Genomic DNA, 18,927 nt, shown 5'->3' on the forward strand with positions numbered 1-18,927 from the left:
CCGGACCCCGCCGACGTAACCAACACATCCGGAAGGACCAAACGTGGCAAGCTCGATCGACGGCCTCGCCAGCGGCTTGAACACCACCTCCATCATTGATTCGCTCATGGCGGTGGAAGCACAACCGCAGACACTTCTGAAGACGAAGCTTGCGTCGGACCAGACAATGATTTCGACGCTTCAATCGCTGAACTCGAAGCTGTCGTCACTGAAAGACCTCGCAAGCGGCGACTCGGCCGTGAACGCCTTGAACCTGTTTAGCGCCACCACGACTTCCCCGTCGATCACTGCGACGGCGACCACCTCCGCGACCGCGGGCTCAATCGACGTCACCGTCACCCAGCTGGCCCAGAGCCAAGTGGACGTCACCGCGGCCATGAGCAACTGGCCCACCGACGGCTCGGGTGCACCGGCACACCTGACGCTCGTCGACTCCACGGGAAAACAGACTGAGATCACGCCTGCATCTACCTCCCTTGACGACGTCGTGACGGCGATCAACGCGGCGTCCGGCCCGGCCCGGGCCGTCAAGGTCCCGGCAGGCAACGGAACCTGTCGCCTTCAACTGACCGCGGCCACTTCAGGTGCGGCTGGAGCGTACAGCGTCTACCAGGGCACGGCAGCGCAAGTGAGCGCGGGCACCGCGACCGACCTGATGGCTGACCCCTCCGCCGCCGTCGTCAAGGCCGCCCAGGATGCCAAAGCGACGCTGTATGCGGGGACTCCGGCAGCGCAGACAATCACGTCCGGAACCAACACCTTCACTGATTTGCTTCCCGGTGTGTCAGTGGCGGCCTCCGCCGTCACTGCCGGACCGGTGACCGTGAACATTGCCAGTGACTCCGCGGGGATCACCAAAAAGGCCGGGGATTTGGTGAACGCCGTCAATGACGTCCTCGGCTTCGTCTCCATTTACAGCGCCGTGACCCAGACGACCGACGCCAACGGCGCCTCCGCGGCCAGTGGCGGCATCTTCAGCGGCAACAGCGGCGTCCGCTCGGTCAACGACCAAGTCTTCTCCGCCGTGTCCATGCCCGTGAACGGGAAGTCTCCCTCCGAATACGGAATCAACGTCACCAGGGATGGAAACTTCACGTTTGACGCGGCCAAGCTCCAATCGTCCTTGGCTTCGGATCCCGCCGGGACGCAGGCAGCGCTCCAGACCATTGCATCCCGCGTGTCCGACGCAGCAACCAGCGCTACCGATCCGTTCAGTGGTTCGGTAACCGCCCTGATCAAGGGGCAACAATCCGAAGTGACCGACCTCGGGAGCCAGATCTCCGACTGGGACCAGCGTTTGGCCTCCAGGCGGCAGACCCTGCAAACGACGTACAACGCCATGGAAGTTGCCCTTGGCCAACTCAACGCCCAGCAATCATGGCTCACCGGCCAGATTGCCGGCCTCTCGAGCTCGACGAAGTAAGGAGCGTAACGCATGACCTCCACAGCCCTCCGCGCCAGCCAGCTTTCCCGGTACAACGACGACGCCGTCCTGTCGGCTCCGCCCGCCAGGCTCCTCACGATGCTTTATGACCGGCTGCTCCTGGACCTGAACCGCGCCCAGTTCGCCCAGGAGAATGCCAACTGGGGTGTCGCAAGCGAGAACCTGTTGCATGCCCAGTCGATCGTCACCGAGCTGTCCTCCACCCTGAAGACCGATGTGTGGGACGGGGCATCCGGGCTGCTGAGCATCTACCAGTACGCGATGGAAGCGATGATCGGCGCAAACATCTACCGCGACGTCAACCGGACCAAAGAATGCATTGTGCTCCTGGAACCGCTCCGGCAAGGCTGGCACGACGCCGCTTCGCAGCTGCCTGTCCGGGCGACGGTATCCGGGACGGCACGGACGAACGGCACACTCGGTGTCGGCTGATGCTGTCCAGGCATGGTCCGGAATCCTGGACCGGCTTGAAGCGGACATCGCCTTGGCCGTCTCCGGCGGCGAGCCCGAGGCATGGAATCCGCCCGCCGCGGACGAGGCCGGGCCGCTGCCTGAGGAGCTGGCGGACAAAGCACGCCGGATACTGGACGCGCAGTTGGAGTCGATGGCGATGCTCGGCAAGGTCCGCAACGACGCCCTCGCCCACTTGGACGCGCTCAGCACGGTCCCGGACAGCCAAAGTTCCGCGCGCCCGCTGTTCCTGGATGTGCAGGGCTGAAGAGAAAGTATTGAAAACAATCCCTCATCGGCTAACGGATGCCACATGCTTGCCGATGGTGGAAGTTGAGCAGGGATTGCTCGATGCACGGCCACGGATCGGCCTCTTCATACTATTCGCGAAGGTAGGCCGTCGTGTTCGAGTCAGTGACTTCTGTTGCCCTTGGTAGCGCCCTGGACGGGCTCTCATTGCGCCAGCGCACCATCGCCAACAACATCGCCAACATCAACACACCGAACTACCACGCCAAAAGGGTCCAGTTCGAAGACGCGCTTGCGGCCTCGGTGAGCGCCGGAGACGGGCAGGCCACGGCTTCCGTCACTACGTCCCAGGAACCCACCCAGCTCAACGGCAACAACGTCAACTTGGACACCGAAACCCTCTCGAACGTAGACACCGTCCTGCGCTACCAGTTCGCCTCCCGTGCCATCGGCGAACAATTCACCGCCCTACGCACGGCCCTGCGGACCAGCTGATGACTTTCGACGCGATCGGGATTGCCGGCTCCGCCCTGACTGTCCACCGCAAATGGCTCGATGCAGTCTCGGACAACCTGGCCAACATTAATACCGCCACCCGCACCAGCGGCAAGGCGTTCCAAGCCCGCTACATCGAAGCCGCCGAGGGCAGCGATGGAACCGGCGTGTACGTCAAGAGCACTCCGCAAGGCAGTGCGACCGGCAGGCTCGTGTATCAACCGGACCATCCGCTTGCCGATGCCCAAGGCTATGTCCGTTACCCGGACATCGACCTCGCCGAACAGATGGGTGCCCTGATTGTGGCGCAACGCGGCTACCAGGCCAACGCCCAAGTGGTCGACCGGGCCCGTGAGACGTACCAGGCAGCGCTTGAGATAGGAAAATCCTGATGGCTTTGGACCCGATCGGCGCAATTCAAGGCGGCGGGGGACTTTCCGTGCAGGGCGTCACCGGCACCGGCTACCTGGGCGGCGCCGGCAACGTAACCGGAGTCGCGGGAACTTCGGACGGCAACGGCTTTGCGACGGCGCTGACTGGTGCCGTGGACAACCTCCAGTCACTGCAGTCGACGTCGAACCAGCTGGCCGTGTCCGCGGTAACGGGCAACCTTGACGATATCCACAAGGCGACAATCGCTGCCACCCGCGCCCAGATCACCATGGAGCTTGTCTCCACAGTGCGGAACAAGGGCGTTGACGCGTTCAACGAGATCATGAGGATGCAGGCCTGATGCCTCCACAGATTGCCGCCTTCTTCCGCAAGATGGGCGATGGATTCAAGGGGTTCACGGCAGGGCAGCGCACCATCGCCATCATCGGCATCGCCGTCCTGGTGCTCGGCGGAGTGGCCCTGTCAGCATGGTTGGGCAAGCCGTCCTACTCGCCGTTGTTCTCCGGTTTGAAGGACACGGATGCCAACGGGATCGTGGAGCAGCTGCGCAAGGACAATGTCCCGTACGAGCTCAGCAACGGCGGTTCCACCATCCTCGTCCCCGATGACAAGGTCAACGACGAACGGCTGAAAGCCGCCGCGGCCGGTCTTCCGGCGGCCGCGGCCACCGGCTATTCGCTGCTCGACAAGCTCGGCGTAACCTCGTCCGAATTCCAGCAATCGGTTACCTACAAACGCGCGCTCGAGGGTGAACTCGCCACCACCATCCAGGCCATGGACGGCGTGAAGACAGCCGCCGTGCAGTTGGCCCTTCCGGCCAAAACGGTGTTCGTTGACAAGGCTCCGGACGCGACGGCATCCGTGTTCGTGGAAACACAGCCGGGCATCACCCTGTCCGCCGATAAGGTCCAGGCGATCGTGCACTTGACGTCCGCCGCGATCGAAAACCTGAAGCCAACGAACGTGACCGTGGTGGATTCCCAGGGCAACGTCCTCTCCACGGTGGGAGGCGGAGCCACGGGCTCCTCCTCCAAGCAAGCCGCCGACTACCAACAGCGCACCTCCGATTCGGTGAAGGCTGTACTCGATAGGGTTGTGGGACCGGGCAACGCCACCGTCGCCGTCGCGGCCGACGTGACCGCCGAGTCCGCGCAGCAGCGCAGCGAGACGTTCTCCACCGCCAAGGATGCCGCTCCGCTCAGCGAGACCACCAAGACCGAGAAGTACACGGGAACCGGCGGCGGCGCCTCCGGTGTCCTTGGCCCGGACAACATTGCCGTGCCGGGCGGCACCAACGGCAACGGAACGTTCGATTCCAGCGACACCACCAAGAACAACGCCGTCAACAAAGTCACCGAAGACCGCACCATTCCGCAAGGCGCCGTGAAACGCCAGACCATCTCGGTGGCCATCAACCAGTCGGCGGCGGCCGGACTCAACGTCAACTCGGTCAAGGCCCTCGTCACTTCCGCGGCCGGCGTCGATCCCGCCCGCGGCGACGTGGTGACAGTCGAAGTGCTGCCCTTCAGTACCTCGGCCGCAGACGCGGCGGCCCAGGCACTGGGCGCGGCCAAATCGCAAGCCGACGCCAAGCAACAGTCGGATTTGATGAACACGCTCATTCTCGCGGGCAGCATCCTGCTGGCAGTCGTAGCGCTGATCGTGCTCGTGCTGATCCTCCTGCGGCGCCGGCAGCACCGCGAACCGGTTGACCTTGGCGAACGCCTTGACTACGAGATGCTGCCTGAAGCGGTCTCCACCCCGGCGCTCGAAGGACCGCCCGCCACCTCGGCGATCGAACTGCCGCCGGTTCATCCGGTCCCGGCGTTGCCGATGCCAGGCGCTGAGGCTCTCGACGGCGAACGGCGGCGGGCACAGATTGAAGCCATGGTTGCCGAGAACCCCGCCCGGACCGCCGATTACCTGCGCGGGCTTATGGATGAAAGGCAGTCCGTATGAGGGTGGGGGAGTTGGACGTAGGCGGCTTGACCGGCGCCCAGAAGGTGGCGGTGGTGCTCATGCAGATGAGCCCTACCAGCGCAGCGTCCGTCATGACCCAGTTCTCCGAATCCGAGGCCGAGGACATCGCCGCCGAAATCGTACGCTTGCGCCGCGTTTCCTCATCCGTGGCAGACCACGTCATGACGGAATTCCACGACCTTGCGGTCAGCGGACGCCGGACGGCCCGCGGCGGCCAGGAATTCGCCGTCGGGCTCCTGGAAGCGTCCTTCGGTGCGGACAAAGCGGCCGGTTTCATGGACCGTCTCGCCTCCACGATGGCCGGGAAGTCCTTCGAATTCCTGGAGATGATGGATTCCGGCCAGCTGTTGGCCCTCATCGACGGCGAGATGCCACAGACCATCGCCTTGATCCTGGCGCATTTGCGGCCGGGCAAGGCTTCCGCGGTCATGGCCGGACTGGGCGACGTGCAACGTAGTGAGGTGGCCCGTTGCATAGCCACGATGGGATTGGCTTCGCCGGAGGCCGTGGGCATCGTGGCCGAGACGCTCAAGGTTCGTGCCGGAGCCGTCATGTCACAAAGGAAGTCGAGCGAGATTGTCGGCGGCATCCAGCCCCTCGTCGACATCATCAACCGTTCCGACGTCAACACCGAACGTTCCGTGCTGGAAGGCCTGGAAACCCTCGATCCGGAACTGGCCACGGAAGTGCGCGCCCGGATGCTGACCTTCGTGGACATCGTGAAATTGGAACGGCGCGACATCCAGCAGATCCTTCGTGGCGTCAATGCCGAAGTGCTCGCTGTCGCCATGAAGGGTGCCCCTGCCGTGGTTCTCGACGCCGTGCGCACCAACGTGTCCGGCCGCAACCTCGAAATCCTGGAAGCCGAAATGGCTTCCGCCGGGCCGGTGCGCGCCTCCCAGGTTGAAGAAGCCCGGGCAGAGATTGTCCGTTCCATCCGTGAGCTTGAAGCCGAAGGCGCCATCGTGGTCCGGCGCGGCGAGGAAGACGACTATGTCTACTGAGGCTGAATTCCAGAGGGTGGTCTTCCCGGACATCCAACCGGCCGCGAGGTCGCGCAAAGAGGACCGGGGATACACCCAGGGACACGCGGCGGGCTACGCGGCCGGGATCCAGGCTGCAGCCGCGGAACAGCGCCGCCTTCGCGAACAATTCGAGGCCGAACACCGCGCAATGCTCGACGCCGGGCAGCTGGCTGTGGAGCAAGCTGTCCGAGCGCTCGAGGCGGCGGCCGCAGTGTCCCGGCAGCACCGCGGTGCCGTGTTGGAGGAAGCGCAGGACGTGTTGGCGGCCAGCGCGATGGAGCTTGCGGAAGCCATTCTGGGTTACGAACTCAACGCCGGCGATAGTACCGCCCGCGCCGCGTTGGCCCGGGCTCTGGCAACGGTTTCAGACGTGCAAGCGGTGACCACGGTCCGCCTCCACCCGGCGGACCTGGCCGCGCTGTCCGCCGTCGACGTCGGGAACGTGGCCGGCGTCGAACTCAAGGCCGATCCCGCCCTGAACCCGGGCGACGCGATCGCGGAATATCCGCAGGGTTGGCTCGACGCCCGGCTCAGCACCGCAGTGCACAGGGCCAAGGCAGCCCTGCTGGGGAAAGACGCATGAGCGGCATCAACTACCGGCCGCACGCAGGCCGCTTCCGCGCAGCCCTCGCCGCCGCTGCGCCACAGCGCGTGGGTACCGTGACGTCCGTCCTCGGCCTTGGCCTGGAGGTCTCCGGACTGGACTGCGCGGTGGGGGACCTGGTGACCGTGGGCGAGGCGCCCGGGCTCGACGCCGAAGTGGTCGCCTCGGTCAGTGGCGCCGTCCGCTGCATGCCGCTGGGACGGTTGACCGGAGTGGCCGCGGGAGACCCGGCCCGTTCCAAGGGCGCTCCGATCCTGGTCCCCACCGGCCGTGGCCTCTTCGGACGGGTACTCGATGGGCTCGGGCGTCCGATCGATGGCAAAGGCCCGTTGCCCGCGAGTCCTATGGTCCCTTTGGACAACGAGGCGCCGTCGGCCATGCACCGTGCCCGGGTGGACACTCCGCTCCAGACCGGCGTCCGCGTCCTGGACACGTTGGCCACTCTTGGCCGAGGCCAGCGCATGGGGCTGTTCGCGGGCTCGGGGGTCGGCAAGTCCTCGCTGTTGTCCATGATCGCCCGCGGAACGGATGCCGAAGTGTCCGTCATTGCCTTGGTGGGGGAGCGCGGACGTGAAGTTCGCGAGTTCCTGGAAGACGACCTCGGCCCCGAAGGCCTGGCCCGTTCCGTGGTGGTCGTTGCCACGTCCGACGAGCCTGCCCTGATGCGCCTGCGCGCCGCCGTCACTGCCACCCGGATTGCCGAATCCTTCCGCGAAGCCGGCAAGGACGTCGTCCTCATGATGGATTCGCTGACCCGCGTGGCCATGGCCCAGCGCGAAATCGGCCTCTCCGCCGGTGAGCCGCCCGCTACCCGCGGCTACCCGCCGTCGACCTTCTCCGTCCTGGCCCGGCTCCTGGAACGCGCCGGCACCGCCGAGACCGGATCCGTGACCGGTATCTACACAGTGCTGGTGGACGGCGACGACCACAACGAACCGATCGCCGACGCCGCCCGCTCGATCCTCGACGGACACGTGGTCCTGGACCGGAAGCTCGCCGTCACGGGGCACTTTCCCTCGGTGGACGTCCTTGGCTCGGTGTCCCGTGTGGCCTCCAACGTCAACTCGGCCGATCGCACGGCGCTCGCGGCATCCCTTCGCAGGGTCCTCGCCGCGCGGCGCAGCGCCCAGGACCTGATCGACGTCGGCGCCTACCACCGTGGCAGCAATTCCTTGGTTGACGCGGCCCTGGACCACGAAGCTGCCATCAACGGGTTCCTGCAGCAAAGCATGGACGAATCCACCCCGTACAGCGAGTCCTGGCCGGAACTCTTCCGCCTCTCAGCAAGCCTCGAAGGAGCCGCGTGAACCGTCAATTCTCCCTGGCCGGGTTGTTGCGCTTGCGCCAGACGCAGCAGGATGCCGCCGCCAGTGGACTGGCCCGTGCCAACTCCCGGTCCGCGTCCTTGCGATCCCGCCGAGCCACCGCCCGGGAGGAACTGGCAGAGTCCGCCGGAGGCGCCGGAAGCTCCGCATCTCTTTTGGCCATCGCGGCCGCCCGGGCGTCCGCGCAAAGCATGTTGGCCGAGCTTGACGCCTTGTCCGCCAGTGCCGAGGCTGAAGCCGCCGCGGCCCGCGCGGAATATACCGAAGCCAAGCGCCGCGCAGTAGGACTCGAGAAGCTCGAAACCCGGCACGGCGCCGCATTTGAGGCTTCGGCGCTGCGCGCTGAGCAAGGCGTGCTGGATGAGATCGCGTCCTCCGCGTGGCACCGGAAGGCCACCTCGTGAGCATGACCGAGGCCATCGGGCGCATCCAGAGCATCGAGTCGATGTTGCAGCAACTCAGCCAAGGCATCCGCCCTCAGGCAACTGCCGCGAGCACCACCGCTTCCACTGCCGCGAGCACCACCGCTTCCACTGCCGCGGGCGCGGCCACTTCCACCGACTCGGCGTCCTTCGCGCAAGCGCTGAGCTCCGCCGTCGGGGGATCGGCAACGCCGGACGTGAACCAGCTCGCTTCTTCCTTGGGGCTCGGCGGCAGTGCCGCCCTCTCCGGCATCGCGGGCGCGCTTTCGAGTGCCGGTACAGGCACGGCCACCGGCGCTGTCACGGGCGATGCCGTGGTGGCCGACGCCAAGAAATACGTGGGCGTGCCCTACGTCTGGGGCGGCACGAACCCGGCGGTGGGCATGGATTGCTCAGGCTTCGTGCAGCGCGTCTTCAAGGACCTCGGCGTTGATCTGCCGCGCGTCGTCAGCGACCAGATGCGGCAAGGCACTCCCGTGGCATCCTTGGCCCAAGCCAAGCCCGGCGACCTGTTGGTGAGTTTCGGCGGCGAACACATTTCCATCTACCTCGGCAACGGCAAAGCGATCGACGCGCCTGTTCCCGGCCAGACCATCCAGATCCGCGATGCGTGGGAACAGCAGTCCAATCTGACTGCGATCCGCCGGATTGTCCCCGCGGGAGGCTCGTGATGCCGTTGCCACTCTCTGTTGCGGCAGTTCCGCGTCCGGCTGTTCCAGGCTCTTCGCCCATGCAGCAGTCCGGCGGGGCTGCGGGTTTCGAGGACGTGATGAACGGCGTGCTGGCGTCCGACGCGAAGACCTCGCTCGGGACCGCACAACAGACCCCCGACGGCGGCGCCCAGGAAAAGCCTGCCGACGACCGTTCCGTGCCGGTCGCCGGAGCCGCCAAACCGGAAGCGTCGAAGGTCGCCAAGGACAGGGTTGATGCTGTGGGTGTGGTTGAGGCGGCTGGCGTGGCGGGTGCTGTTGCGGGCGTGGCGGGTGCTGTTGATGCGGCCGCCGCCGCTGCTGTTGCTGGTGGACTCGCGGCGGCCGGGAACGCTGCTCCGCAGGCGAGCGGCACTGGCGTTACTGTGTCGGCCAAAGACGGTGCGGTTGACAGCGCGGTACCGGCCACAGCGGTTGCACGCACGTCGGCGGCAGCAAGACTGACAGTCGGGATGACCGCGGGCCCCACCCAGGCGGCGCCGGTTGAAACGGGGGTGCGCGCAGCTGTGCCGGCTGCGCTGCCGCTCGGGAGCCTTGGTCAGAGCCCAACCCAGCCTGGTCCGATCCCGGCCAGCCCGTTGCCGGCCAGCCCGTTGCCGGCCGCTGCGCATGCCAGCCAGATGCCCGGCGCCCTGCCCAGTAGCCCGCAGCCAACCGTCGCGCTACCCGCCGGCCCGCTCCGCGGTAACTCGCTGCCCATCAACCCGCTGACCGCCGGCCTTGAGACCGGGGTCACCGCGACCGCAGCCCAAGCAGGCGAGCCGGGCACCGCCGTCGTACTTCCCGTTGGGAAAGCCGGGACGCAGCGGGACTCGCCACCGGTCCTTGGGCAGGACACGCAGGTCGCCGCGGCACCCGCGCTTCCCTCCGGGATTCAGGCGGGAGCTCCGTTGGTGGGGCAGCCGGCGCCGCCACTTCAGGAGGCACCTACGACAGCCGCTCCCGGCATGGCAACGCCCACTCTCCAGGCAGACCCGGCGAAGCTGCTGTCCCAAGTGTCCGCACCGCTGTTCTCGCTTGCATCGGCGGCGCCCGGCTCCCACGTGATGACCCTGAAGCTCTCCCCGGAAGACCTCGGTCCGTTGACTGTCCGGGCGCATATCGAAGGCGCAGGGGTCCGGATCGAATTGTTCGCCCCCGGAGAAGCCGGCCGTGAGGCCATACGCAGCATCCTGCCGGAACTGCGGCGTGGACTCGGCGAATCGGGCTTCGGCGCGAGCCTCGACCTGTCCGAACACAACGCTCCGGCCGATGCCGGGGCGGGCGGCTCGGACCCCCGTGACCGGCGCCCGGCCGAAAGTCCCGCCTTCCCACGGGGCAGCGACGGCGAGTCGCTCCGCCAGGCGCGGACCGCCGTCGTACTTCCCCGAAGCATTACCAGCAGCCTGGACATTCTCGTCTGATGAAGGAGAGCCAATAGTGACCATCCAAGCCATCGCGGCAAGCAACGGAGTCCAGCCCGGAACCACCGCAGCCAAACCCGCGCAGACCATGGACTCGAGCATGTTCATGTCCCTCCTGGTGACTCAGCTGAAGAACCAGGACCCGAGCGCTCCCATGGACACCAACCAGATGATGAACCAGACCGTCCAGCTGTCCATGATGGAGAAGATGACGGAACTCACGGCGGACGCCAAAGAGAGTTTTTCGCTCCAGATGCGCAGTGCCGCGGCACAGATCATCGGGCACAACGTCAGCTATGCGCTCGCCGACGGGACAAAGGGCTCCGGCGTCGCGAGTTCGGTTTCCTTCGCGGCCGGAACCCCCACGGTAGCGGTCGGGGGAGTGAACGTTCCGCTCGATTCCATCAGCGGGATGACCGCCGCTGCCACGCCAACCGCCTGACGCTCCACACCCTCGAACCACCCGAAGAAAGGCAACACCATGCTTCGTTCGCTGTACTCCGGAATCTCCGGCCTCCGTGCCCATCAGGCCATGCTGGACGTCACGGGAAACAACATCGCCAATGTGAACACGGCCGGCTTCAAGGCCTCCTCCACGCAGTTCCAGGACACGCTCTCCCAGATGACCCAGGGCGCCGGCGCCCCGCAAGCCGAGACCGGTGGCACCAACCCCGCCCAGATCGGCCTCGGGGTACGCGTGGCGGGAGTCAGCACCAACTTCAGCCAGGGTTCATCGCAGAACACCGGGCGGGCCACTGACATGATGATCTCCGGCGACGGGTTCTTCATCACCAGCAAGGCCGGACAGCAGCTCTACACCCGCGCGGGCGCCTTCGACATGGACGCGGCCGGCCGTCTGGTGAGCCCCGACGGCGGGATCCTGCAGGGCTGGTCTGCCGCCAACGGCGCCGTGAACTTGGGAGGTCCCGTTGGCCCGATCGCCCTCTCACCCAATACGACGTCGGCCGCCGTCGCCACCACCAAGGCCTCGCTGGACGGCAACCTGCCGTCCGATGCGGCCGTGGGGACCAGCGTGGAGCGCCAGGTCAAGGTGTACGACGCCGACGGCGCCTCCCGCAGCCTGACTCTGACGTTCAGCCGCTCTGCGGGAGGCTGGGATGTGGCCGGGGCCGACGCCAACGGCGCCACGGGGAACTCGACGCTCACGTTCGCGAACGGTGCGCTGACCTCGGGCGGTGCCATGACCGTCGGCGGCATCTCGGTGGACATGTCCACTGTTACCGGATTCGCCGCCATGAGCACACTCACGGTCGCCAGCCAGAACGGATCCGAGGCAGGCAAGCTGGAGTCATTCACCCTCGGCGGCGACGGCTCACTCATCGGCTCGTTCAGCAATGGCAGCAAGCAGGTTCTGGCCCGCGTGGCCCTTGCCCGTTTCACCAACCCCGGCGGCCTCGAGAAATCCGGTAGCTCCACGTATGTGGCTACCGCCAACTCCGGCGCAGGCCAGTTGGGCGCCCCGGGCGACGCCGGACTCGGCACCCTGACTGCCGGGGCCCTTGAGATGTCCAACGTTGACCTCTCCCAGGAATTCACCAACCTGATCGTTGCCCAGCGCGGCTTCCAGGCGAACGCCCGCATCATCACGACGTCGGACGAGGTCCTGCAGGAGCTGACGAACCTGAAGCACTAAAATCCCGGAAAACATGCTTGTCTCCTAGTTTCTGGGAGGACGATCTCGGTTTACGTATGCATCCGGACGAGGGCCTGTCTCCTAGGTCGCATCGCGTGTTTACGCATGTGATGGACCGGCTAAGACGGCTGTGCGCGAGCCCGACGCTTCGTCGGACCAAGGTCTACATCCACCCGGATGGAAATGCGGCATCGCATTTCCTTCCGGCGGACTGACCGCGTTGCTTATCGTCTCCGATCAGCCCCAAGGAACGAGAAGCTTCACGTGACACCACTGCGCTTGAGTGGAATGGCTTAGGAGCGCCTCCAGGCGACGCTGCTAGCCCGTCACGTCCAAGCCGTGGTCAGACAGCGCTGACGGCTAACTCATCGCTCATGAGCTTCGACCGACTCAGTTTTTTGACCTTTGAAAAACCTCGAGTAACCTGAGTCTGCGAGTCACCACACCTTCCGCATTTCCCACACAATTTGTGTCCGGGAGGAAGGACGACCGAAATGACAGTTACCCAAGGATTCAACTCCGAACGAAATATCCGAATACCGTCGTGCGACGCAATGAAGCTGGACTTCAGCGGCGCGGAATTCCGCGCGGGTACGGGTGGGGGATCACTCTCGACCTCACGAACGCTTCGATAGAGTGGCGGACGACAGCCCAAGGGTCAAAGTCGTCTACGGCGGATCGTGGGACGAAACCGTCGTAGCACTTGCGCTCGGAGAACCTCCCATCCCAGTGAGCCCCGTCCTTTCGCCGGTGCTGACCGTGGACGGTCTGATAGAATCCGACGCTACAGAGTGGCTGGCCCACGTTTTTGAGCGAACCGGCGGCACAAAGACATCAGCTGCGCAGGCGGACAGGATCTGCGTGCTTGCGGAGTTCCTGCTTGAAAAGAACTGCTCACTGCGCGGGGCCACGAGAAAACACATCGTCGCCTATGTCAAACACCGAACTGTCAGCGACGCCCGAGTTTCCGGCGCAACATGGCATCGTGACCGGTCCGCGATCAAGCCGTTTTACGAATGGCTCCGAGAGACGTATGGGATCCCGCTGCCATTCACCCTCGACGTCATCCACACACCCTGGGGGCAGAAGACCTCCATGCGCGAAGGGCGCAACGTTCCCCGCAACAGCGCTGCTGGGACCCCCATCGAACCTTCCCAGGTCCCGGAACTGTTGGCCGCCGCATGGCGGATTGGACACGACGGCCAACTGAGCACGACCAACAGGACAGGTGCACGGGACGCCGCCTTCGTCAGCCTCGGCCTGGCCTGCGGAGCCCGCGCCGACACGCTGACGCACCTCACGATCTACGAACTCCCCGACCCAAGCACACCCGGCGACCTGGTCGAAATGCGGCTTCCTGGGGCGATCAGCAAAACGGGCCGCGAAGCGCGCCTTCCGGCCTTTCGTTCCCACCTTCAACGGGTCTACGACTATGCCAACCCCGCCGGCGGTGCCCGCCGTCTCCTTCTCAAGGGGTGGACACCCGAGAATCCCATCCAGGTTGCCGAGCCCCCCAGTCCGAAGTTCCAAGGGATTATCGACACCAAGGGAATACGGCGCTTCTTTAACGAAATGACGGCCGAGGAGCGCCGACGACTAGTCACACCAGAAGGGGAACCAGCGATTCTCTTCCTCGCCGCCGGCAAAGGCTCACCGCTGGCGTACAAAACGGCCGAGGAGCTCACGGGTGACATCTCCAAGCTTGCCGAAGCAAACGCGACAGCTAGCCACAAGTCATTCCCCCACATCCACACCCATGACCTCCGGCACACCTACGCCACTCACCTCGCCGCATTGTTCATGCTCGGAGTCGCGACTGGCCCTGGCCGGGACATGCACGGCAGACCTCACCGGGTCGACATCCGAAGCGCCGTCCAGATGGCATGCATGGGACTCGGCCACATCAACGAAGCCACAACAACCCTCTACATCCAACAGGTAGGCATGATGATTCTGCGCTATAGCGCCAACGACTTCCTCGGGAGGGCCTGATGTCTACTCGCAACGACCGACATATCCCTCGGCGACGTACCGCAGCCGATCGCGGCATTCCGGTCTCCTTCATAACTTCCGCAGAGCTTGCGCCCAACGGCCGGATCGTCGTCCGGACGCGCGGAAGCAAAACCGCAATTGAGTTAAGGTCACTCGGGGACACCCCCGCCGCCAGGCAACTCACTGATGGCCTCCTCGGTTGCCTCCACGTCGACGGAGGAACCTGGACATCATCTGCGACGTTGGTCAGAATGCACGGACTGGCCCGGAAGTTTCTTCGGTGGCTTGACGAAGAGCACGGCATTTTGGACCTGACGGCACCAACGGTCACGACCACTTTGGTATGGAACGGTGTTATTGAGACTGGCTACGACGGCAGCGCTCAGAGGAATCTTCGAACTTTCCTTGCCGACACGCTGTCCGATTTGCGTCACGATGGGGAGCGGTTCCGAGACTTCCTCTACAGGCGGTCGCTAAAGGTCGATGTCTCTCGCGTTATGGGGTACACACCCGAAGTGGCAGCTGCTATCGAGAAAATCGCGAGCTCCTTCGTGGCCGACTGGTACGTTCGCCACCGCGAGGCAGTCCAGGCGGCTCTCGGGAACTTGCCCGTCGATTGGCTCCACGCCGACGCGGCACGTTTCGTCCCAGAACAAGCTCGGGAAACCCCTCCGCAATTCATAGTCCGAAGGAAGGATCTTGCAGCGGCCATGGTGCTACTCGCCCTGGTCGACGACAAAGGCCCCAACCTCGCAACCATCCAGTCCTATACCAGCGACTCGGTCGAAAGATCGGGTGATATGGGGAGCTTTGTGACTGGAGCTAAGGCCCGCAACCATCAAATACTGAGAAGCCCTTCCCCGGCGGGAGGACTCTTCAGTTACGGCGGGCTTCTGGAGTTCATCACCGCAGCAACACGAGTTGACCGCATGTTCCGCAACCACAACGCTGACTTTGACCGATTACTTTTCGTTGCGACCGGTGCTTCAACGGTGGTAGGCGCTTCAGTCGTAAACGACTGGTGGAAGAGTGCCGCTAGGACCGGTGCCAACCCGGATCTTCCGCTCCCCATCAAGCTGTCATTTCAATGCCTGCGAAAGGCCGCGACGCTTCGGGGAAAACTCCGGGGTCACAGCATCATCGGCCAGAAACCGGCGATGGCCAGGATCTATCTCAAGGACGCCGTCCCGGACGTGATCCTTGTTCCAGGTGTGCTCGACACCCAGGACAGCGCGGCGGGCTATTGGCGCGCCAAAACCAAGGCAATCGGAGGACTCGCAGCACCCGTAGGAGCGACTTTGAGGGGGCCCGATGAAGTTAGCGCTGCCGAACAACTGGCCCAGGCGGACGCCGTTATGGACGTTGGAGTCGCCGCGTGCGCCAGCAACGGTCAATCCCCCAGTGACGAAAGCAAACCCTGCGGTCTCGGACCGGTCGCATGCTTCGTCTGCCCCAACGGCTACAGAACCCCCGAGATTGTCCCGGGTCTGCTTGCCACGGTGGAATTCACTGAGGACATCCGGAAATACGAACCCGAGGAATGGGTTAGGAGTGAAGCTCCAGTGCTCAATTCGCTCGCAAGAAAGGCTCTGGCCCAGTTTCCTCAACAGTTTGTCCTCGGCATACCTGATGAAGAGATTGCCAGGAGCAGGGTGTTGATCGCCTGCGTGTACATGGAAGGTCGGAGCAATGACTGAACTTTATGAAGAAATGACCGAAACCGAGTCCTCCGTCAGTCCGTTGCCCGTGCAGGGAGCCCGACCGACTCTGGACGACTCCTTGGATTTGAGACTCATTATCCCCGGTGCAGAAAGCGTCGAAGAACCGATCCGCTACGGCGATTCAGCGTGGAATTTCGTCGGTTACCCTCGGGTAAACCAAACCGACCACTGGCTCGACTTCGAGATAGTTCCACCACGCTGGCGGGGCCCGGTGAAAGACTGGGCGCTCCTGCGGCTCAACCCCAAACTGGCCGAAAGCGGAGAATCAGGTCTCCACGTAGAAGATGTCATGGCCCAACCCGCCGCCGCCGAAAAGCCCCTCAAGCTCCACAGTGCCTTCGCTTATGTCCTCGGGCTCGCCAAGTCCCTCACTGTGATCGACCGGTATTTCGGAGACAGCCTCGGACCTGAAGACTGGAGAGCGTTCGCGCAACACCTTGCTGCCGAAAACCCCAACGCCTCACCCGTTACACTGGCCGCCTACGCCCGCCCCCTCTTGTCGATATGGTCATACCGGGGATTACTCGGCGTCCCGGACATGTTCGGAGGGCGCCCCCTCGGCGGGCATACACCGGACCGCGTCTTCGGGGTACCCCAACGTGATCTGAACGTCGAACGACCGGCTCCGGAACTGTGCGGACCAGTCCTCGGTCTGTGCCTATGGGTCATGGATCATTGCGCCGAAGACATTTTGTCTCGACTCGAAACACTCGCCTCTGCTCCGGACCGGACCGGGCTGCCCCGAGAGGAACAAATCGAGGCAGTCACGGACCTTCTCATGGAATGGGAACTGACTGGCCGTCCGATGCCAGGTGTAACGAGCTTAAGAGGCAAGACCGTCACTCCTGCCTGGGCGACCTTCGTCAAACTCGCGGGCTGTTCTCCCGAGGCCCTGCGCAATCCTGTGGGGAAAGCGAAGAAGGTGCTGGAGATGCTGCGGCAGAAGGTGGGCGCCTCGCTATCTGAAGATGGGTTCGATCTCCCCATCACAAAGGTGCCTGGACCGGGAGGGCGCCTCGTGCCGTGGATAGATAGCTTGGCACCAACCCGGTACGGTCCTTCGCTCGACACGTGGACGGGCAATCTTGCCTATTGCTGCACAGTGGTCATCGTCCTCCTGACCACCGTCCGCGACAGGGAGCTAGCCGCGCTTCCGCACGATTGTTTGGTTGACGGAACATATGAACGAGGCGATATGGACGTGGCAGTCACACGCATGCGCGGATATCTGGTTAAGAACAGGAGCGCCCCGATGCCTGCGGACTGGATCGTAGGCGACGACGTAATACGTGCCGTCCAAATTATCCACAGACTCAAGGCAGCACTCCGGCTTCAGCCCCGCATTCACCCCCAAACCGGGCAGGAAGTGCTCCTGCACCCGGGCCTGGGACGAGCGCAAGGGGAACAGAGCGCCGACACACTTCAGCTCGCCTCCGCGTATTTGAGGAAGATTCTCGCCACTGGAGCCCATCTCTCTGAACGCGGCGTCGTGGTTCCTTTGCCGCCTATGCCCGCATGGCTCCCACACCGTACCCTGCGTATCACCGGAATTGAGGCCTACGCCAGCCAGGCGTGGGGCGACGCCCTGGCCGCCGCCCAAGCCCATTGGTCAAATCGCACCGTGGCGGAAGGGTATCTAGGACACCTACCCCGATCCGTGTTTATTGCTGATCCGCAGTCCGTCGAAGAGGCGCGTCAAATGGCCGTAGGGCAGGCCCTGCTCGATGTCGCAAGCGACGCCGGGATCGATGATGCGAATGTGGCCGGAAACGGTTCAGGGCGCCTTGACGCGGTCCTGGAGAAGGCCAACGCGTACGAGCTCGTCACCGGTCCCGTCACGAGCCGACAGGCGCGGCAGATAGCGAAGACCAACCCGAACGTAGCCGTTGGCGAGCTAACTATCTGCGTATTCGGACCAGGCGGCCTTTGCGGCAATGAAAGCGAAGCTGAATTCAAGCTCTGTCGTCCTTACGCCTGCCGAAATTCAGCAACGACCCGCGCGCAAAGGGCGCGCAATGAATTGCGTCGAAGGGGATGGGTTGGCCTCACGGGCGTGTTCGAGAGAGCGAGACGCAAAATAGAGGCAGACGTCCCGGGGATTGCCAAGGAGTTCGCGGACTTGGACGACAAAGCGCTCCGGACGCTCATCATCGAGGACATGCCCGGCCGCTACCAACGGCTGGCCCAAGAGAGCGCCGACAATGAAGAGTAATGAACTCGCAATCGCCATCACCGAAATCCTGAGGGCCGGGGGAGTCGTCCCCGTACCGCTTCGTGCCGTGATAGCCGCCACGCTGATGTCTGAGCGTGGCGGAGCTCCAACTCGGAACGGCATGGCCAAAGTGGGCGGATTCTCCTATGGGAGCTCCCAGAATCACTACTCGGACCTACTCTCAGCCATCGTCGAAGAACTCCCGCGCGTTTTGGCCGACATGGGGTCAGGCGGGTGGGATCCGGTCCTTGCCGCAAAACTAAGGTCGGACCTGCAGGACCGTGATGCCACCATCAAGCAGTTGCGGAGCAAAGTGGCCGAACTCACCGATAGTCAGAAGCACGTTCGACGCTACGCCCTCGCATTACACGAGAGGGTTCGAGAATTAGACGCGCAGGCGGCGGCCGAGTCTGGTAAGAAAGTCAGCCCACTACGCCCTCTCCCGTGAATTCTGCGCGGACGGTCAGAGCCGTCGGTGCGGCGTCTCTACGCGGCCGGCGTCCTGACTATTGGCAGGCCATAATCGATTGATCAGTCGTGTGGGTTACCCGGGATGACGGCCGTTCCGCACTCATCTTTCACCTCCATGGACCTATGCGCGGTCTCGTTGGGATCTGTCAGGATTTGAGTGTGGCCGGCTCCCTAGGACCTTTGCGGAGGGGCTATCTCGATCTCCAGACTTCGCACTGCCAGCCCGGCAATATCCATGGCTCTGATGTCCTTGTCTCTGTCGTGCCACTGAGGGACAAGGGAGAGGAACTGCCAGAGATCATGCACCGACACTTCTTGTGTCAGATCGAGAACGACTGAGATAGCCATCGCATTGCCTTTCGTGCTCTTTGTGTTCT

The 18,927-nt window shown here is 64.1% G+C and carries 19 protein-coding genes; all 19 read left to right on the forward strand.

Translation table 11 applies throughout. The annotated features are described in order from the left end of the window. Positions 1 to 43: 43 nt before the first annotated feature. The 19 genes from fliD to QRN51_RS08675 all read left to right on the forward strand — a co-directional run bounded on the left by fliD (position 44) and on the right by QRN51_RS08675 (position 18,527). Positions 44 to 1,423: a flagellar filament capping protein FliD gene (gene fliD, locus QRN51_RS08585; RefSeq protein WP_284989474.1), complete on the forward strand. Its 1,380-nt coding sequence runs from the start codon at positions 44 to 46 to the stop codon at positions 1,421 to 1,423. A 12-nt stretch (positions 1,424 to 1,435) separates the two neighbouring features. Then, the gene (gene fliS / locus QRN51_RS08590) at positions 1,436 to 1,876 is read left to right on the forward strand and encodes a flagellar export chaperone FliS (protein WP_284989475.1); all 441 of its coding nucleotides are present in this window, start codon (positions 1,436 to 1,438) and stop codon (positions 1,874 to 1,876) included. Next, positions 1,866 to 2,162: a hypothetical protein gene (locus QRN51_RS08595; protein ID WP_284989476.1), complete on the forward strand. Its 297-nt coding sequence runs from the start codon at positions 1,866 to 1,868 to the stop codon at positions 2,160 to 2,162. Before fliS ends, QRN51_RS08595 begins: the two co-directional genes overlap by 11 nt. Before the next feature lie 134 nt (positions 2,163 to 2,296). Continuing rightward, positions 2,297 to 2,638: a flagellar basal body rod protein FlgB gene (locus QRN51_RS08600; protein WP_284989477.1), complete on the forward strand. Its 342-nt coding sequence runs from the start codon at positions 2,297 to 2,299 to the stop codon at positions 2,636 to 2,638. Next, positions 2,638 to 3,030 carry a flagellar basal body rod protein FlgC gene (locus QRN51_RS08605; protein WP_059388252.1) on the forward strand — a complete coding sequence of 131 codons (393 nt, stop codon included), beginning with the start codon at positions 2,638 to 2,640 and terminating at the stop codon, positions 3,028 to 3,030. Before QRN51_RS08600 ends, QRN51_RS08605 begins: the two co-directional genes overlap by 1 nt. Continuing rightward, positions 3,030 to 3,371, forward strand: a complete 342-nt coding sequence (gene fliE / locus QRN51_RS08610; RefSeq protein WP_059388251.1) for a flagellar hook-basal body complex protein FliE — start codon at positions 3,030 to 3,032, stop codon at positions 3,369 to 3,371. Before QRN51_RS08605 ends, fliE begins: the two co-directional genes overlap by 1 nt. Beyond that, on the forward strand, positions 3,371 to 4,990 hold the full coding sequence (gene fliF / locus QRN51_RS08615; protein ID WP_284989478.1) for a flagellar basal-body MS-ring/collar protein FliF: 1,620 nt from the start codon (positions 3,371 to 3,373) through the stop codon (positions 4,988 to 4,990). The genes fliE and fliF overlap by 1 nt, the downstream gene beginning before the upstream one ends. Beyond that, entirely contained in the window at positions 4,987 to 6,015 is a 1,029-nt protein-coding gene (gene fliG / locus QRN51_RS08620) for a flagellar motor switch protein FliG (protein ID WP_284989479.1), read from the forward strand. Before fliF ends, fliG begins: the two co-directional genes overlap by 4 nt. Then, the gene (locus tag QRN51_RS08625; protein ID WP_284989480.1) at positions 6,005 to 6,619 is read left to right on the forward strand and encodes a FliH/SctL family protein; all 615 of its coding nucleotides are present in this window, start codon (positions 6,005 to 6,007) and stop codon (positions 6,617 to 6,619) included. Before fliG ends, QRN51_RS08625 begins: the two co-directional genes overlap by 11 nt. Next, positions 6,616 to 7,947 (forward strand): FliI/YscN family ATPase, encoded by a 1,332-nt coding sequence (locus QRN51_RS08630; RefSeq protein ID WP_284989481.1) that lies wholly within the window; start codon positions 6,616 to 6,618, stop codon positions 7,945 to 7,947. Before QRN51_RS08625 ends, QRN51_RS08630 begins: the two co-directional genes overlap by 4 nt. Then, complete coding sequence (locus tag QRN51_RS08635) at positions 7,944 to 8,369, forward strand: flagellar FliJ family protein (protein ID WP_284989482.1); 426 nt, start codon at positions 7,944 to 7,946, stop codon at positions 8,367 to 8,369. Before QRN51_RS08630 ends, QRN51_RS08635 begins: the two co-directional genes overlap by 4 nt. Before the next feature lie 2 nt (positions 8,370 to 8,371). Then, on the forward strand, positions 8,372 to 9,058 hold the full coding sequence (locus QRN51_RS08640) for a C40 family peptidase (RefSeq protein ID WP_284989730.1): 687 nt from the start codon (positions 8,372 to 8,374) through the stop codon (positions 9,056 to 9,058). Then, positions 9,058 to 10,500 (forward strand): flagellar hook-length control protein FliK, encoded by a 1,443-nt coding sequence (locus QRN51_RS08645; protein WP_284989483.1) that lies wholly within the window; start codon positions 9,058 to 9,060, stop codon positions 10,498 to 10,500. Before QRN51_RS08640 ends, QRN51_RS08645 begins: the two co-directional genes overlap by 1 nt. A 16-nt stretch (positions 10,501 to 10,516) precedes the next feature. Then, positions 10,517 to 10,942, forward strand: coding sequence for a flagellar hook assembly protein FlgD (locus QRN51_RS08650; RefSeq protein WP_284989484.1), 426 nt, complete (start codon positions 10,517 to 10,519; stop codon positions 10,940 to 10,942). A 39-nt stretch (positions 10,943 to 10,981) separates the two neighbouring features. After that, the gene (locus QRN51_RS08655) at positions 10,982 to 12,154 is read left to right on the forward strand and encodes a flagellar hook protein FlgE (protein WP_284989485.1); all 1,173 of its coding nucleotides are present in this window, start codon (positions 10,982 to 10,984) and stop codon (positions 12,152 to 12,154) included. A 636-nt stretch (positions 12,155 to 12,790) separates the two neighbouring features. Beyond that, positions 12,791 to 14,146, forward strand: a complete 1,356-nt coding sequence (locus QRN51_RS08660) for a site-specific integrase (protein ID WP_284989486.1) — start codon at positions 12,791 to 12,793, stop codon at positions 14,144 to 14,146. Further along, complete coding sequence (locus QRN51_RS08665) at positions 14,146 to 15,843, forward strand: hypothetical protein (RefSeq protein ID WP_284989487.1); 1,698 nt, start codon at positions 14,146 to 14,148, stop codon at positions 15,841 to 15,843. The genes QRN51_RS08660 and QRN51_RS08665 overlap by 1 nt, the downstream gene beginning before the upstream one ends. Then, positions 15,836 to 18,079, forward strand: coding sequence for a hypothetical protein (locus QRN51_RS08670; protein WP_284989488.1), 2,244 nt, complete (start codon positions 15,836 to 15,838; stop codon positions 18,077 to 18,079). Before QRN51_RS08665 ends, QRN51_RS08670 begins: the two co-directional genes overlap by 8 nt. Then, positions 18,069 to 18,527 carry a hypothetical protein gene (locus tag QRN51_RS08675; protein WP_284989489.1) on the forward strand — a complete coding sequence of 153 codons (459 nt, stop codon included), beginning with the start codon at positions 18,069 to 18,071 and terminating at the stop codon, positions 18,525 to 18,527. Before QRN51_RS08670 ends, QRN51_RS08675 begins: the two co-directional genes overlap by 11 nt. The last annotated feature ends 400 nt before the right edge of the window (positions 18,528 to 18,927 follow it).

It is taken from the genome of Arthrobacter sp. efr-133-TYG-120 (assembly GCF_030209785.1).
Lineage (GTDB): Bacteria > Actinomycetota > Actinomycetes > Actinomycetales > Micrococcaceae > Arthrobacter.